Origin of the sequence: Micropruina sp., assembly GCF_047606665.1 — a bacterium.
GTDB lineage: Bacteria > Actinomycetota > Actinomycetes > Propionibacteriales > Propionibacteriaceae > Micropruina.
Genome location: NZ_JASGEF010000053.1, coordinates 76,241 through 91,236 on the forward strand (window position 1 = coordinate 76,241; position 14,996 = coordinate 91,236).

Genomic DNA, 14,996 nt, shown 5'->3' on the forward strand with positions numbered 1-14,996 from the left:
GATTTTCGTGCCGTCCCGCTGTCCTTCCCGCCCGGATTCGCGCAAGAGTATTCCCGTGCTAGCAATCCTCGCACCCGGTCAGGGTGCTCAGACCCCTGGCTTTCTCCGGCCTTGGTTGGAGGACACCGCCGTCCGGGACGAACTGGGCGCACTCTCCGAGGTCGCCGGCATCGATCTGGCGCACTACGGCACCGAGGCGGACGCTGAGCAGATCCGGGCCACCGACATCGCCCAGCCGCTGCTGGTCGCCGCCGGCCTGGTGGGCGGACGCGCCCTGCTCGCCGAGGCTCCGGTACCGGACGCGATCGCAGGTCACAGCGTGGGCGAGATCACCGCCGCGGCGCTGGCCGGAGTGCTGTCGCCCGCCGATGCGATGGCCTTCGTCGCCGCCCGTGGCCGTGGGATGGCGGCGGCGTCCGCATTGCGGCCGACGTCGATGATGGCCGTCGTCGGCGGCGTCCCCGAGCAGGTGAGCACCGCGATCGAGGCGGCCGGGCTAACCGCCGCCAACAACAACGGACGCGGCCAGATTGTGGCCGCCGGAACCGTCGAGCAACTCGCCGAGCTGTCCGCGAATCCGCCGGCTCGGGCTCGGCTGATCCAGCTCAGCGTGGCCGGCGCTTTCCACACCGTGCACATGCGGCCGGCGGTCGCCGCGCTGGATGAGTTGGCGTCCGCTCTGAGCACCGCCGCTCCGACCACCCGGCTGTTGAGCAATGCCGACGGCGCCGTCATCGACGACGGCGCCGAGGTGCTGCGCCGGCTGGTCCGCCAGGTGGCCAATCCGGTGCGCTGGGATCTCTGCCTCGACACGCTTGCCGAACTGGGCGTCACCGGCGTCCTGGAGTTGCCGCCGTCGGGCACACTGACCGGGATCGCCAAGCGCAACCTCAAGGGAGCCGCCTTGTTCAACCTGAACACTCCGGATCAACTCACCGACGCCCGTGCCTTCATGGCCGACCACACGGAGGTGGCCGCGTGACCACGTCGATCACGGCCGGCGCCGGCGCGCCGTTCGCGAAGTTGCTCTCCGTAGCCTCCTTCGTGCCCTCCCGTGTCGTCGACAACGCCGAGATGTGCACCTGGATCGACTCCTCCGACGAGTGGATCCAACAGCGCACCGGCATCGCCGAGCGCCGCTGGGTCGGCGAGGGCGAGGACGTCGAGTCGATGGCGCTCGCCGCGGCCCGCACCGCGATCGAGCGGTCCGGCGTCGCTGCCGACCAGATCGGCGCCGTGATCGTCGCCACCGTCTCCTACTTCCACCAGACCCCGAGCATGGCCGCCAAGCTGGCCCATCAACTCGGCACCACCGGCGCCGCCTACGACATCTCCGCCGCCTGCGCCGGCTTCTGCTACGGCCTGGCCCAGGCCGAGGCGCTGGTTCGCTCGGGGGCCGCCCGCTACGTGCTGGTGATCGGCGTCGAGGAGCTCAGCCGGTTCACCGACATCCATGACCGCAGCACCGCCTTCCTGTTCGCCGACGGTGCCGGCGCGGTCGTGGTCGGTCCCAGCGAGACCAACGGCGTCGGACCAGTGGTCTGGGGCTCCGACGGCGGCCAGTACGACGCGATCACCCAGACCGTCGAGTGGAGCCACGCCGTCTCCTCCGGCGAGCGTCCCTATCTCGCGATGGATGGCCGCTCGGTGTTCAAATGGGCCAGCGGCTTCATCACCGAGGCCACCAAGAACGTCCTGGACGCCGCCGGTCTCGCCCCGGCGGACCTCGACGTCTTCATTCCGCACCAGGCCAACAACCGCATCACCGACGCCATGTTGCGGCATCTGAAACTGCCCGAACACGTCATGGTGGCGCGCACCATCAAACAATTCGGCAATAATTCAGCAGCCTCGATACCGATGGCGATGGACGCCCTGCTCACCTCGGGCGAGGCCACCTCGGGGCAGACCGCCCTGCTCATCGGCTTCGGCGCCGGCCTGGTGTACGCCGGGCAGGTCGTCACTCTGCCCTGACCCAACATGATCTTCCGGGGACCCCCGGAAAGGCCCTACGACAAGGAGAAACCCTATGGCCACCACCGAAGAGATCCGCGCTCAGCTGGCTGAGCTCGTCAACGACGTTGCCGGTGTGCCGGTCGAGGACGTCCAACTGGACAAGTCCTTCGTCGACGATCTCGATGTCGACTCGCTGGCGATGGTCGAGATCATCGTCGGTTGTGAGGAGAAGTTCGGCGTCACCATTCCCGACGAAGACTCCAAGAACCTCAAGACCGTGGGCGACGCCGTGGCCTACGTCGAGGCGCACAGCTGACCTGCGCTGTCGTGTGCCCCGGGTCCACCACTGAAGGTGGGCCCGGGCACCCCTCCATCACCGTCCCCGAACACCTCGGAGAAACATGCCTGAGATTGTGATCACCGGCATCGGCGCCACCACCCCGCTGGGCGACGACGCGGCATCGACCTGGGCCGGTCTGCTGGCCGGCACCTCCGGAGTCCGCCGCCTCACCGAGGAGTGGGCTGAGGAACTCCCGGTCAAGATCGCCGCCCATGTGAAGGTCGATCCGTCCACCGTCATCGAGCGGGTCAAGGCACGCCGACTCGACCGATCCACCCAGTTGGCGCTGATCGCGGCGCAAGAGGCCTGGCAAGACGCCGGCCTGACCTGGAGCACCGAAAACGAGGTGGACCCCTACCGGCTGATCGTGTCGCTGGCCAGTGGCATCGGCGGCCTGCACTCCCTGCTGAACAACTGGGACGCCCACCGCGACAAGGGCTATCGCCGGGTGAGCCCGTTCACCATCCCGATGCTGATGGCCAACGCGCCGGCGGCGAACGTCGGCATGGCGATCAACGCCAAGGCCGGGGTGCACACCCCGGTGTCGGCCTGTGCGTCGTCCAATGAGGCGATCGCACTGGCCATCGACCAGCTTCGGCTGGGCCGGGCCGACATCGCCCTGGTCGGCGGCACCGAGGCCACCATCCATCCTCTGCCGATCGCCGCATTCGGGCAGATGCAGGCGTTGTCACGACGCAACGACGAGCCCGAGAAGGCTTCCCGGCCATGGGACATCGGACGTGACGGCTTCGTGATGGGCGAGGGCTCGGCGGTGCTGGTGATCGAGACCCTGGAGCACGCCAACGCCCGCGGAGCGAAGAGCTACGGCACGCTGGCCGGAGCCGGCATCACCGCCGACAGCCACGACATCGTCCAGCCCGACCCGAGCGGTGCCGGGCAGTACGGCGCCATGCAGAAGGCACTCGTGGACGCCGGACTGGCGGCATCCGACATCAGGCACGTGAATGCCCACGGCACTTCGACTCCGCAAGGCGACGTGACCGAGGCCGGATCGATCCGGCACGCCCTGGGCGACGCCGTCGATCAGTGCGTGGTGACCTCGACCAAGTCGATGACCGGCCACCTGCTCGGTGGTGCCGGCGCCCTGGAAACCCTCGCGACCGTGCTAGCGCTGCGCGAGCGGATGATTCCGCCGACCATCAACCTGGACAATCCGGAGCCCGATCTCGGCATCGACATCGCCGCGAACGTGGCCCGTCCGTTGCCCGAAGGCGACCTGGCCGCGATCAACAACTCGTTCGGTTTCGGTGGCGCCAATGTGGCGATCGCCGTCACCAACGCCAACATCACCCGCTGACCCGCTGCACACGGTTCCGAACCCCGGCGTCCCGCGTCCCTACCCCCTAGGCCCTGCCTAGCGGGTAGGGACGCGAGTCAGACCACCTGATGCAGCCAGCGGATGTCGGCGCCGTCGCCGGCTTGGCGGAAGACCTCGAGCTCGTCGTCCCAGGCGGTGCCGAGGAGATCGGCGACCGCCTCGTGGAGGCTTCGGCGTCCGAGGGCGTCACGAGCCAGCGCGGCCCGCAGCCGGTCCTCGTGAACCATCACGTCGCCGTGGCGGCCGAGGGTGGCATGGAAGACGCCCAGCGCCGGCGTGTAGGAGTACCGGACGGCCTCGGAATCGCCGGTGGCCTCCTCGCTGACCTCGAAACGCAGCCGCTGCCAGCCCTTGAGCGCGCTGGCGAGTCGTGCGGACGTCCCGGCCGGACCCGTCCAGGAATATTCGCTGCGATAGGACGCCCGTTCTGCCGGTTGCGGCGTCCATTCCAGCCGGACAGGTACGCCGACGACGCCGCCCACGGCCCATTCGACATGCGGGCACAACGCGGACGGCGCAGAGTGGATCTGCACCACTCCTTGGGTGGTCACCATGGTCATCTCCTTGGGCCGAGTAGCTGCCTTCCCCTGCATCTCTCGGCTCGCGGAGCGGGTCTATTCTGCCTCAGCTGCCACCCGTGAGCCAACCGCGCGATGACAAAATGCCCTTGTCCGGCTTGGATGGACGACGTGAGCGACGAACGGGTGCTGGTCGAGCGACGTGGGCATGTGCTGCTGATCGGGTTGAACCGCCCCGACAAACGCAATGCCGCCGACCTGGCGATGCTGCACGGCCTCGCCCACGCCTACACGCTGCTGCACACCGACACCTCGCTACGAGTCGGCGTCGTCCACGCGATCGGGGCGCATTTCAGCGCCGGCCTCGATCTGACCGACATCGGCCCGTCGTTGGCCGCGGGCAACCTGGAACTGTTGCCACCCGGCACGATCGACCCGTGGGGCGTCACCACCGAGCCGGTCGCCAAGCCGGTGGTGGCAGCCGTGCAGGGCACCTGCCTGACCATGGGTGTCGAGCTCGCGCTCGCTGCGGACGTCGTGGTGGCTGCCGCCGGGGCCCGGTTCGCCCAACTCGAGGTGGCGCGGGGAATCATGGCCTTCGGCGGCGCCACCTTGCGGCTGCCCCGTCTCGGCTGGGGCGACGGCATGCGCTGGCTGCTCACCGGTGACTTCTTCGACGCGTCCGAGGCCCACCGGATCGGGCTGGTCCAGGAGATCGTGCCGGACGGCACCCAACTGGACGCCGCCCTCGCGCTGGCCGAGCGGATCGCGGCACAGGCGCCACTCGCGGTCCAGGCCAGCCTGGCCAACGCCCGGCTGGCGCTCACCGATCCCCGCGCGGCCGCCGACCGGCTGCATCCGGTGGTCGCTATGCTGGCCCGCACCTCGGACGCCCGGCGCGCGGCCGCCGGCTATCTCCACGATGCACCGGTGACCTTCGAGGGACGCTGACGCCGTCCGCGCGAAACTCTGCCTGACAAGGCCCTCCCTAACTACTTCTGCCCTGCCGCATGTGGGAGGGCAGAAGTAGTTAGGGAGGGAGATACCGGGTATGCGATTCGGGCTGCGCGGGGGGAACCGGCCCGAACCGGGGATCCGGGCGGCGCCGTCCGATCAGGGGCGAAGGGCATCAGGGCCAGCGGGCACCCAGCGAGATCACGGCGATGGCGGCCAGGACGGCGAACCCGAGCGCATAGCCGGTGTAGACCTCGGTGACCTCCTGCTCTTCCTTCACGAAGCCGATCTGCTGGGCGATGTTGCGGTAGACGTCCTTCAGCTCGGACGCCGACCCGGCGGCAAACTTCTTACCGCCGGAGATGTCGGCCACCTTCTGCAGTTCCTCGTGGTTGACCGGGACCGACTCCCGGCGTCCACGATCGACGACATAGCCGTCCTCGGTGCCGTAGGCGATCGTGTAGATCGGGATGCCGCGCTTCTTGGCCTCTTCCGCGGCCGGGGCCGAATAGCGCGGAATGTTGGTGTAGCCGTCGGAGAGCAGCACGACCGCGCCCGGCGCCTGGTCGTTCGGGTGGTCCGGGTCGACCGGGGCCAGCGCCATGGCGTCCAGCGACGAGTAGATGCCCTCGCCGATGGAGGTGGACGGCGCCACCTGCAGCCCTTCGATCGCGCGGGAGACCAGTCCACGGTCGGTGGTCGGCGCCACCACGATCGAGGCCGTCCCGGCGAACGCGACCAGCGCCACGTTGAACCTGGCCGGCAGCATGCCGAGGAAGTCCTTCGCTGCGGTCTTGGCCGCGTCCAGCCGGTTGGGTTGGACGTCCTCGGCGATCATCGAGCGCGACACGTCGATCGCCAACACGATAGTTGCGCGGTCCCGCGGGACGTCCACCTGGTCGCTGGGCTTGGCGAACGCGACGTTCAGGGCGCCCAGCGACAGCACCGCGGCGCCCACCGCGATGTGCCGCTTCCAGGCCTGCTGCTTGGGCAGCACCTTGTCGAGATTGGAGATGCCGGCGGTCCGGCTACGAATGCTCTTTCGCCGCAGCAGCGCCAGGTAGAGCAGCAGCAGGACCGGGATCAGCACCAGCCACCACAGCCGGTCGGGCTCCAGGAACGCGATCATCGGAATCATCATGGCCACCTTGCCCCGAGCGAGACCGCGGCGAGGGCGGCGACCACCGCGAAGGCCAGGCCGTACCCGGCCCAGGTCGCGGTGATCTCTTTGCGCACCTCTTCGTAGCCGACCTCGCTACGGATGTTCTTGTACACCGAGTCCAACTGGCCCGCGGTCTCGGCAGAGTAGGCTTGACCGTTGGTCAAGCTCGCGATGCGCTGCAAGAGCGCCTTGTCCGGCGGCACCTTCTCACGCTTTCCGTCGAGGTCGACATAGCCGTTCTCGGTACCGTAGGCGATCGTGTACACCGGCACTTTCGCCTTGGCCGCCTCGGCCGCCTCCTGTGTCGGCGACCGACCGGCGGTGTTTTGGCCATCGGAGAGCAGCACGATGGCACCGGGCGGAATCGAGCCGTCCGCTCCCTTCGGCGCCGACTGCAGGGTGGCCATCGCCACGTTGATCGCGTCGCCGACGGCTGTCGAGTCCTGCAGGGTGAGCGCGTCGACCGCCCGGTTGAACTGCCCACGGTCGGTGGTCGGCGGCAGCCGGGACGCCGGATTACCGGACAGGCTGACCAGCGCCACGTTGTAGCTGGGCGGCATCGAGGCGACGAATTGCTTCGCCTCGGTCTTGGCGGCGTCCAGGCGATTCGGCTTGATGTCGGTGGCCGCCATCGACTGTGAGATGTCCAACACCAGCACGATCGTGGCCCGCTCGCGCGGCACCCGGTCGATGCCACTGGGCCGCGACCAGGCAATGGTCAGCGCGACCAGACTGAGCAGCGACAACGCGACCGCGAGATGACGCCGCCACTGCGACTGCACCGGCACCACCGCACCGAGAATGGAGGTGTTGGTGAACCGCATGCCGGTGCGGTTCTTCCGCCTGCTCAGGTAGATGTACGCGGCGACCAGGGCCGGAACGAGCAGCAACCACCACAGACGCTCCGGATTCAGGAACATCTGGTCGAGATTCACGTGCTCACCCCCTGGGGCGGTTGATGCAACATGCCGGCCACCCGGCGGTAGGCCAGCACGAAACGAGCGATGTCTTGCACCCAGTCTCTATCGGTGCGCAACTGGATATGCGCTACCCCGGCACGGCGCAGCGCGATCCGGATCCGCTCCCGTTGGGCGGCGGACGCCGCGTCCATCCGGGCCCGTGCTGAGGCGTCGCTGGTGTTCACGTAGCGCTGGAAGTCGGTCTCGGGGTCGCGGATCAGAATGTCTCCGACGTCCGGAAACTCGATCTCGCGCTTGTCGACCACCTCGATCGCCAGCACCTGGTTCCGGACGGCCAACCGGCGCAGCGGCCGCTCCCAGTCGGGTTTGACGTTCGGGTCGAGCTCGGAGTCGCCGGCCGACAGAAAGTCGGAGACCACGATCCGCATGCCGCGACGGCGTTGCAGCCGGGCGAGCTGCTCGACCCCGGCGGCCAGCGTGTACCGCCCGGTGCTGTGGTCGGGCACGATCGGCTCGTCGAGCATCCGCCGCAGCAGCCCGTACAGCGCCGTCCGGCCCGACCGGGCGGGGAGCCGCTCGATGGCGTCCGGACGCATGATCAGGCCGCCGAAGCGGTCTCCCATCCGCTGGGACAGAAAGCCGACGGTGGCGATGGCCGCGATGCCCAGGTCGCGTTTGGTGACGCCCTCGGTGCCCCAGTTCATCGACGGGGTGACGTCGAGCAGCGCCCACACCTCAAGTTCGCGGTCGGCGATGGTGTCCCGGACGTGCGGCGCCTGAGTGCGCGCGGTCACCGCCCAGTCGATCTTGCGGACGTCGTCCTGGCCGGGCACGTAGAGTCGGGCATCGTTGGTCTCCGAGCCCGGACCGGGCAGCAGCCCGCGGTGATCGCCGTGCAGGAAGCCCTCCAACCGCCGGACGATGGTGAGCTCGAGGCGTTTCAGCGCCGCCTCGGGGGCGAGTTTGTGCAGCGGCAGGCTGGCGCGGGTCGGTTCGCGCAGCACCGATTCGACCACGCCGAGGTCGTCGGCGGGCGGCTCGAATTGCATCTGCGGGGACAACGGCCTCGTCAGTTCTGGTAGCTCGGGTTGTGCCGGTGCTGACTGTGCGCCTGATCGCGCTGCTGCTGGTTCCACACCGGCGTGGGCGGCGGCACCATGGCGACGATCCGCTCGACCACCTGGGCGGGCGCGATGTTGTCGGCGACCGCGTCGAAGCCGAGGACGAGACGGTGCGACATGACGTCCTTGGCGACAGCCTGGACGTCGGTGGGCAGCACATAGTCGCGGCCATGGATCAACGCCAACGCACGCGAGGCGGCCACCAGGCCGAGGGTGGCGCGCGGCGAGCAGCCGATCTGGATCACCGGGGTCAAATCGGGCATGCCGAACTCCGCCGGCGTCCGGGTGGCCAACACGAGCCGGACGATGTACTCGGCGACCAGGTTGTGCACGAAGACGTTGGACGCCTGATCCTGCAGCTCGCGGATCTTCTCCGGGGTGAGCATGTTGGTCGGCTCGGGCGGCTGGACGCTCATTCGGCGGAGGATCTCGAACTCCTCGTTGCCGCGCGGGTACGGGACGTCGACCTTGAGCAGGAAGCGGTCGCGCTGCGCCTCGGGCAGCGGGTACACGCCCTCGGATTCGATCGGGTTCTGGGTGGCGATCACGATGAACGGCTTCGGCACCGGGTAGGTGGTGCCGCCGATCGACACCTGGCGTTCGGCCATCAACTCCAGCATCGCCGACTGCACCTTGGCCGGGGCGCGGTTGATCTCGTCCGCCAGCACGAAATTGACGAAGACCGGGCCCAGCGCGATGTCGAATTTCTCCTGGCGGGCCGAATAGATCCGGGTGCCGACAATGTCGGAGGGCACCAGGTCGGGGGTGAACTGGATGCGCGAAAAGTCTCCGCCGACCACGGTCGCGAAGCTGCGCACAGCCAGCGTCTTGGCCACGCCGGGGACGCCTTCGAGCAGCACGTGCCCCTTGGCCAGCAGGCCGACCATCAGCTGTTCGACCATGTGCTCCTGGCCGACGATCACCCGCTGCACCTGGGCGATCGCCTCACCCAGCAGCCGGGCGGCCTCGCGGGTGGCCGGGTTCCCTTGCGGCTGCTGGGCATTCCCCTGCGGCTGACCGGGGGCCTGGATCGGATTGGACACGCGTCTCTCCTGCTCGCCGAATGCACCTTGGGGCGGGCCTGGCCCGCCGGTCTGCAGCCACCTTACCGGCCGGTGCTGTCAGTCTTCTGTGCATCGGGCGGACGCCCGGGATCGGGCAGAATGGGCGGTATTGCGTGCCCGGCCGGCGGTTGGCCAGGTGTGATGAGATGGGAGCCGATGTCCGAGCAGCAGAACCCGGCACCCGGCGACCCGCAGTCGCACGGGACGGTGCCGCTGACCCCGCTGCTCGGCGACGATCCGCCCAAGGTGGGCGATTTCTGGCTGGACGCCCGGCTGGTGGCCGCGCCGTCCGGGGTTGCCTTCGCCGGGCACGACGAGGCGAGCACGCCAGTGATGCTGATCCTGCTGTCGCAGGGGGCGTCCGAGGATGCGGCGGCCCGCGACCGGCTGGCCGGCGTGGTCAACCAACTGCACATCGACACCGTGGTGGCGCGCGGCGGACACGGTCAGGACGAGGGCCGGCTGGGTCACAAATACCACCACGAGGACGACGACCCGGTCGACCCCGACGACGCGCCCCTGGCGCCCTGGGTGGCATTGGCCTACGACGGCTCCCCCGCCGCGATCGCCGAGGCGTCCCGGATTCTCGACGAGGTGCAGCTGGCTCGACTGCCGCTGCAGGGCCGGCCGGCCGGGCCCGACTATCGGCTGCATTGGATCGACCGGGCGCGTCCCGGGGTGGCCCGGGTGTGGCCGCTGCCCTGGCCCGGACGGCACGACCGTGCCGGCTGGGTGTCGATCCTGGCGTCCTGGCTGTTGATGCTGCTGCTGGCCGCGCTCGCGGTGCTGATCGCGATTCTGATCTTCCAGCAGTCGCCGCAGCAGAGCCCACCGCCACCGGTGCCGCCGACCGGATCGCCGCCGCCTCAGTCGGCGTCCCCGTCGCCGGAGTCGGGCTCCCCGTCGCCCCAGTCCGGGTCGCCCTCCCCACAGTCCGGATCGCCGTCCCCACAATCCGGGTCGCCCTCCCCACAGTCGGGTTCTCCTTCGCCGCAGTCGGCCTCGCCGTCGAACGGCGCTGGAACGCCGTCCCCGAACTCGCGGCTGTGAGCGTCCGGCTGATCGCCACCGACCTGGACGGCACCTTCCTCGACCCGGTCGGGCAGGTCTCCGAGGTCAATCGGCTGGCGCTGGCGGCAGCCGCCGCGTGTGGCGTCCCGGTGGTGGTGGCGACCGGACGGCCCTCCCGCTGGCTGCAGGTGCTGGACGACCTGCCCGGAGTCCATCGCGAGGTGGTGGTCAGCAACGGGGCAGGCGTCTTCGACCTGGACGGCCGGCGGCACACCGTCGTCCACGGGCTCGACCCGCAGCTGGCGGTGGAGGTGGCCGCCGACCTGCGGGACGCGATTCCGGGCACGGTGTTCGCCTTCGAATGGGGCGAGCATTTCGGCTGCGAACCGGAGTTGCCGCAGGAGCGCGGCGAATGGCTGAAACGAGCGCCGCTGGCCGAGCTGGCCGCCATCGAGCTGCCGGTGCTGAAGCTGTGCGCCTTCCACGCCGACCTGGACAGCGACACGCTCGCTGTCCGGGGCCGCACGGTGATCGGCGACCGGCTGACCATGACCCATTCGCACCTGGGCGACTACGGGCTGCTGGAGATCAGCGCGCCGGGGGTCACCAAGGCGTCCGGACTAGCGGCGTTGTGTGCCGGGCTGGGCATCGACCCGGCTGATGTGGCGGCCTTCGGCGACATGCCGAACGACCTGCCGATGCTGGCCTGGGCAGGGCACGGCCATGCCATCGCCGCCGGACATCCGCTGGTAAGGGCGGCCGGCTTCCGGCTCACCGAAGGTCCACAGGACGAGGCCGTCGGACGCGCGATCCTGCGGCTGCTGCGCTGATATCGCTGACTCGTCCGAAATCTGACCTTTCGGATGCTGACGTGCGACAATAGGCGGGAGTAGCCTCCGGCCATGCGTCGTCGCGGTCGGCTATGGCTGAAGATCCTGCTGGGCCTCGTGGTGCTGACAATGGCGGCTGTGGTCGGCGGGTATTGGTACGAGCGGCCGCTGCTGCGGACCGGCACCGGGTACGCCGCACACAACGCCTGCGCCCTGGACACGATCGCTCACCGGCCGGTCAGCGACGATCTGCCGCCGAACCCGCTGGTGCCGTACATCCGGTTCGGGACGCCCGCGGACAGCTACCCGGCCTCGGTACTCGGGGGTCTGGCCACCCAGCGGGCCTGGCCGGTCGAGGGGTTCGGCTGCACACTGGCCGGCGGGCGTCCGTCGTTCGGTCCGGCGACGCCGATCTCGGCACAGAACAATCCGATCTCCGGCCAGCCCCAACCCGAAGCCGCGCCCGCCTTGGAGGCCGCATTGGCGCGGGCGTTCGGCGACGAGCTCGACCCGGCGGGCCGGGTTCGGTTGGGCACCCGTGCCGTGGTCGTCGTCCGGGACGGTCGGATCGTGGCCGAGCGTTACGCCTCCGGATTCACCGCCGTCACCCCGCAGCTGGGCTGGTCGATGAGCAAGAGCGCGACCAGCCTGCTCACCGGGGTGCTGGCGGCGCAGGGCCGGGTGCGGCTCGCCGACGATCGGCTGCGTCCGGAATGGACCGATGAGCGGGCGCGGATCACCATTGAGGACCTGCTGCGGATGCGAAGTGGGCTCGCCTGGGACGAGACCTACGACCTGGGCACCACGATCACCGCCATGCTCTACGACCAGCCCGACATGGCGGCGTTCGTCGCCTCGCAGCCGCTGGCGCATCCGGTCGGCACGGCGCAGCAGTACTCCTCGGGCTCGACCACCCTGCTCTGCGGCGTGTTGCGGGCCAAGACCGGTCACGGGGCCGATCTGCCGCGAGCCGAGCTGCTGGCCCCACTCGGGTTGGCGTCCGCGATCTGGGAGGCAGACGCCACCGGGACGCCAGTCTGCAGCTCGTACCTGTGGGCCACCCCGCGGGACTGGGCGGCGCTGGGTCAGTTCGCGCTCGCCGACGGGATCTGGAACGGACGCCGGCTGCTGCCGGAGGGCTGGATGCGGCAGACCACCACCGCGGTCACGCCGACGTCCGCGGAAGACCCGAACTACGCCGCCGGCTGGTGGACCAACCTGACCGCCGCCGGCGCCCAGGTCGACCGGCGACTCCCACGGGACGCCTACTGGGCCAGCGGCCACGACGGCCAGCGGCTGTACGTGGTGCCGTCGGAAAAGCTGGTTGTGGTCCGGCTCGGCTTCTCACCTGCGGCGGACGACATCCGCACCGAACAACTCGTCGCGGACGTCATCGCCGCCACGTGACCATCGGGGACGGTTCTCTGGCATGCGAAGTCCGCACGTCGGGGACGGTTCTTTCAGATCCGGAATTCGCACGTCTGGGGACGGTTCTCTCATGTGCGATCTTCGAACACGGGAGAACCGTCCCCGAATGTGCGACGTTCGCACGAATAGGAACCGTCCCCGAATGTGCGGGATTCGAACGCCGAAGAACCGTCCCCGAGTCAGCGGAGGCGGGAGAGCAGGGCGTCCGGATTGTGCCGGTAGACGTCGATGCTCAGCTCGCCGGCGGTGAGGGCTTCGAGGGTCGAGGTGAGCAGTGCGTTCACCGGGGTGGGGACGCCGACCTGGGCGCCGTAGCGGGCAACAGCACCGTTCAGAAAGGAGACCTCGGTGCGTCCGCGTCCACTGTGCAGGTCGATGTGGAAGCTGGGCATCTTGTCGCCGCGGCCCGAGCCGAGCGCCTTGGTCAACGCCGGCTGAGCAATCAGCCGCGGCAACCTGGTAGCCAGTGCCAGGGCTCGCACCGGCGTCCCCGGCAGATCGACGACGCGATGGCCGAGCGCCTTCATCACCGCCAGGCATTCCCGCAGCACGGCCACTTCCAGGCCGTAACTGCGCTTGTCAGAGAATAGTTCGGCGACCGTGCGGTCGAGGATCGCCGAGGTGGCATTCCCGGTCAGGTTGGTCAGCAGCTTGGACCATTTCATCGAACCCACGTCGGCAAACAGGCGTCCGGACAGCCCGGCCCGCTCCAAGGCAGCGACCAGCGGCTCGCTCAGCCGATGGCCCATCGCCACCCCGATGCCGCGGTGCTTCTCTTCCACCACCTCGCCGACGCCCGGCTTGCTCACCGCGGTCGCCACGGTGCCGGCCAGCACCCGGTCGGCACCCAGGGTGGCCGCGATGGTCGGCTCGTTGTCCACCCCGTTCTGCAGCGACAGGATGCTGGGCACCTCGTGCCCGGTCGCGACCAGTTCGTCCAGCGCGGTCTGGGTGTCGAACGACTTCAGCGCGAAGACCCCGATGTCGTACGGTCCGGACGCCAGGGCGTCCGCGGCGCTGCCGTACATGGTGACGTTGTTGACCAGCCGGGTGGCGCCGGCGGTGTGCACCTTCAGCCCGGTCGAGGCGATCGTCTCCGCCGTCCGCGGCCGTTCGATGAAACTGACCTCCTCGCCGGCGGCGGCCAAGCTGCCGCCGACGTAGGTGCCGATCGCGCCCGCGCCCAGGAAGAGGAACCTCATGGCAGGACTCTTTCGGCTTCGGCCGTCGCGGGCAAGCGGACGCCAGGGACGGGCGGCTACTTCAGGGCGGCCTCCAGCTTGGGCACCAGGTTCTCGATGGCGTACTTGGTCGCCATCGTGGTGCCCAGCGAGTAGGCCTGCGACAGGTCGCCGTCGATCACCACGGCATGTCCGGCCTCGACCGCCGGCACCGCCTTCCAGGCCGCGTCACCGGTCAGCTGTTCGGTCTTGATGAAGATCGGGAAGGCCACCACCACGTCGGCGTCGATGTCGTCCAGCTTCTCCGAGGACAGGCTGACCGAGAATCCGGTGGCGTCCGGCTTCATCGCGGCGATCTTCGGGTTCTGCACGAAGCCGAGGTTCTGCATGAAGGTGACCCGCTCGCTGCCTTCGATGTAGGCGCCCCAGCTGTTCGCCGACTTGGTGGCGGCCGTCATGGTCTTGCCCTTCCACTCGGGGTGCGCCGCGGCAGCCGCCGCGAAGGCGTCCGCAACCTCCTTCTGCAGGGCCGCGGCCTTCTCCTTCTCACCGAGCGCGGTCGCGATCATGGTGAGCTGCGTCTCCGGGCTGGTCAGGTAGCTGTCGCCGCCGGTCGGGACGCCGATGGTCGGCGCGATGCTCTTCAGCCGGTCGTAGCGAGCCTGATCGCCGGAGCTCTTCACATCGAGGATCAGGTCCGGCTTCAGCGCCCCGATCTTCTCGTAGGACGGCTCCATGGTGCCGATGATCTCCGGCGCCGTGGTGTAGAGGCCCCTCGCCCACGGTCCGACGCCCTCGCCGCCGAAGCCCAGCCAGTCGGACGCGCCCACCGGCTGGACGCCGAGCGCCAGCACGGTCTCGGCGTCGCCCCAGCCCAGCGCGACTACCCTGGTGGGCTTGGCCTTCACCGTCACGTCGCCGAATTTGGTCGCGATGGTCGCCGGGAAGGCGGACGGCGCGGACGCCGACTCGCTCGGGGCCGCGGACGACGCGGACGGGCTCGCCTGCGGACCGGAGGAGCAGGCCGCCAAGCCGGCCAATAGGGTGGCCACCACGGCCGCCGCGAATGCTCGTAGACGCATCGGATTCCTTCGCTTGATCTGATGTGGAATGGGTCGCGATCGCCACGGATCGCACCCGTGGAGGAACTTAGGTAAGGCTAGCCTATGATC

At 69.3% G+C, this 14,996-nt stretch carries 15 protein-coding genes; 8 read left to right on the forward strand and 7 right to left on the reverse strand.

The features are described 5' to 3' along the window. Positions 1–55: 55 nt before the first annotated feature. The 4 genes from QM619_RS12995 to QM619_RS13010 all read left to right on the forward strand — a co-directional run bounded on the left by QM619_RS12995 (position 56) and on the right by QM619_RS13010 (position 3,614). Positions 56–982: an ACP S-malonyltransferase gene (locus tag QM619_RS12995; protein WP_415109280.1), complete on the forward strand. Its 927-nt coding sequence runs from the start codon at positions 56–58 to the stop codon at positions 980–982. After that, complete coding sequence (locus QM619_RS13000) at positions 979–1,974, forward strand: beta-ketoacyl-ACP synthase III (RefSeq protein WP_415109283.1); 996 nt, start codon at positions 979–981, stop codon at positions 1,972–1,974. The genes QM619_RS12995 and QM619_RS13000 overlap by 4 nt, the downstream gene beginning before the upstream one ends. Before the next feature lie 55 nt (positions 1,975–2,029). Then, positions 2,030–2,272, forward strand: a complete 243-nt coding sequence (locus tag QM619_RS13005) for an acyl carrier protein (protein ID WP_298135049.1) — start codon at positions 2,030–2,032, stop codon at positions 2,270–2,272. An 85-nt stretch (positions 2,273–2,357) separates the two neighbouring features. After that, the gene (locus QM619_RS13010) at positions 2,358–3,614 is read left to right on the forward strand and encodes a beta-ketoacyl-[acyl-carrier-protein] synthase family protein (protein ID WP_415109286.1); all 1,257 of its coding nucleotides are present in this window, start codon (positions 2,358–2,360) and stop codon (positions 3,612–3,614) included. A 77-nt stretch (positions 3,615–3,691) separates the two neighbouring features. Here the strand turns inward: QM619_RS13010 and QM619_RS13015 are convergent, their stop codons facing one another. Continuing rightward, entirely contained in the window at positions 3,692–4,186 is a 495-nt protein-coding gene (locus tag QM619_RS13015; RefSeq protein ID WP_415109356.1) for a DUF3145 domain-containing protein, read from the reverse strand. Positions 4,187–4,324: 138 nt separating this feature from the next. Here QM619_RS13015 and QM619_RS13020 point away from each other — a divergent pair, with 138 nt between their 5' ends. Beyond that, a complete protein-coding gene (locus tag QM619_RS13020) occupies positions 4,325–5,104 on the forward strand; it encodes a crotonase/enoyl-CoA hydratase family protein (protein ID WP_415109289.1) in 780 nt (259 codons plus the stop codon). A 178-nt stretch (positions 5,105–5,282) separates the two neighbouring features. Here the strand turns inward: QM619_RS13020 and QM619_RS13025 are convergent, their stop codons facing one another. The 4 genes from QM619_RS13025 to QM619_RS13040 are packed head-to-tail and all read right to left on the reverse strand — an operon-like array spanning position 5,283 to position 9,353. Further along, entirely contained in the window at positions 5,283–6,245 is a 963-nt protein-coding gene (locus tag QM619_RS13025) for a VWA domain-containing protein (protein WP_415109292.1), read from the reverse strand. Continuing rightward, positions 6,245–7,189 carry a VWA domain-containing protein gene (locus tag QM619_RS13030; protein WP_415109359.1) on the reverse strand — a complete coding sequence of 315 codons (945 nt, stop codon included), beginning with the start codon at positions 7,187–7,189 and terminating at the stop codon, positions 6,245–6,247. Before QM619_RS13030 ends, QM619_RS13025 begins: the two co-directional genes overlap by 1 nt. A gap of 11 nt (positions 7,190–7,200) precedes the next feature. Further along, positions 7,201–8,238: a DUF58 domain-containing protein gene (locus QM619_RS13035; RefSeq protein WP_415109295.1), complete on the reverse strand. Its 1,038-nt coding sequence runs from the start codon at positions 8,236–8,238 to the stop codon at positions 7,201–7,203. Between the two features lie 20 nt (positions 8,239–8,258). Beyond that, the gene (locus QM619_RS13040) at positions 8,259–9,353 is read right to left on the reverse strand and encodes an AAA family ATPase (protein WP_415109298.1); all 1,095 of its coding nucleotides are present in this window, start codon (positions 9,351–9,353) and stop codon (positions 8,259–8,261) included. Positions 9,354–9,530: 177 nt separating this feature from the next. Between QM619_RS13040 and QM619_RS13045 the strand changes: the two genes are divergently transcribed. From QM619_RS13045 to QM619_RS13055, 3 genes are all read left to right on the forward strand, one after another. Next, the gene (locus tag QM619_RS13045; RefSeq protein WP_415109301.1) at positions 9,531–10,424 is read left to right on the forward strand and encodes a hypothetical protein; all 894 of its coding nucleotides are present in this window, start codon (positions 9,531–9,533) and stop codon (positions 10,422–10,424) included. Next, the gene (locus QM619_RS13050) at positions 10,421–11,215 is read left to right on the forward strand and encodes an HAD family hydrolase (protein WP_415109304.1); all 795 of its coding nucleotides are present in this window, start codon (positions 10,421–10,423) and stop codon (positions 11,213–11,215) included. The genes QM619_RS13045 and QM619_RS13050 overlap by 4 nt, the downstream gene beginning before the upstream one ends. A gap of 72 nt (positions 11,216–11,287) precedes the next feature. Further along, positions 11,288–12,622: a serine hydrolase domain-containing protein gene (locus QM619_RS13055; protein ID WP_415109307.1), complete on the forward strand. Its 1,335-nt coding sequence runs from the start codon at positions 11,288–11,290 to the stop codon at positions 12,620–12,622. Between the two features lie 200 nt (positions 12,623–12,822). Here the strand turns inward: QM619_RS13055 and QM619_RS13060 are convergent, their stop codons facing one another. Beyond that, positions 12,823–13,845 carry a ketopantoate reductase family protein gene (locus QM619_RS13060; protein WP_415109312.1) on the reverse strand — a complete coding sequence of 341 codons (1,023 nt, stop codon included), beginning with the start codon at positions 13,843–13,845 and terminating at the stop codon, positions 12,823–12,825. A gap of 56 nt (positions 13,846–13,901) precedes the next feature. Continuing rightward, on the reverse strand, positions 13,902–14,906 hold the full coding sequence (locus QM619_RS13065) for an iron-siderophore ABC transporter substrate-binding protein (RefSeq protein ID WP_415109315.1): 1,005 nt from the start codon (positions 14,904–14,906) through the stop codon (positions 13,902–13,904). Positions 14,907–14,996 lie beyond the last annotated feature (90 nt).

Coding starts and splice junctions, on each gene's coding strand:
- QM619_RS13005 (WP_298135049.1), top strand. CDS start 2,030: ATGGCCACCACCGAAGAGATCCGCGCTCAGCTGGCTGAGCTCGTCAAC.
- QM619_RS13010 (WP_415109286.1), top strand. CDS start 2,358: ATGCCTGAGATTGTGATCACCGGCATCGGCGCCACCACCCCGCTGGGC.
- QM619_RS13060 (WP_415109312.1), bottom strand. CDS start 13,845: ATGAGGTTCCTCTTCCTGGGCGCGGGCGCGATCGGCACCTACGTCGGC.
- QM619_RS13045 (WP_415109301.1), top strand. CDS start 9,531: ATGTCCGAGCAGCAGAACCCGGCACCCGGCGACCCGCAGTCGCACGGG.
- QM619_RS13065 (WP_415109315.1), bottom strand. CDS start 14,906: ATGCGTCTACGAGCATTCGCGGCGGCCGTGGTGGCCACCCTATTGGCC.
- QM619_RS13035 (WP_415109295.1), bottom strand. CDS start 8,238: ATGCAATTCGAGCCGCCCGCCGACGACCTCGGCGTGGTCGAATCGGTG.
- QM619_RS13025 (WP_415109292.1), bottom strand. CDS start 6,245: ATGATTCCGATGATCGCGTTCCTGGAGCCCGACCGGCTGTGGTGGCTG.
- QM619_RS13030 (WP_415109359.1), bottom strand. CDS start 7,189: ATGTTCCTGAATCCGGAGCGTCTGTGGTGGTTGCTGCTCGTTCCGGCC.
- QM619_RS13055 (WP_415109307.1), top strand. CDS start 11,288: ATGCGTCGTCGCGGTCGGCTATGGCTGAAGATCCTGCTGGGCCTCGTG.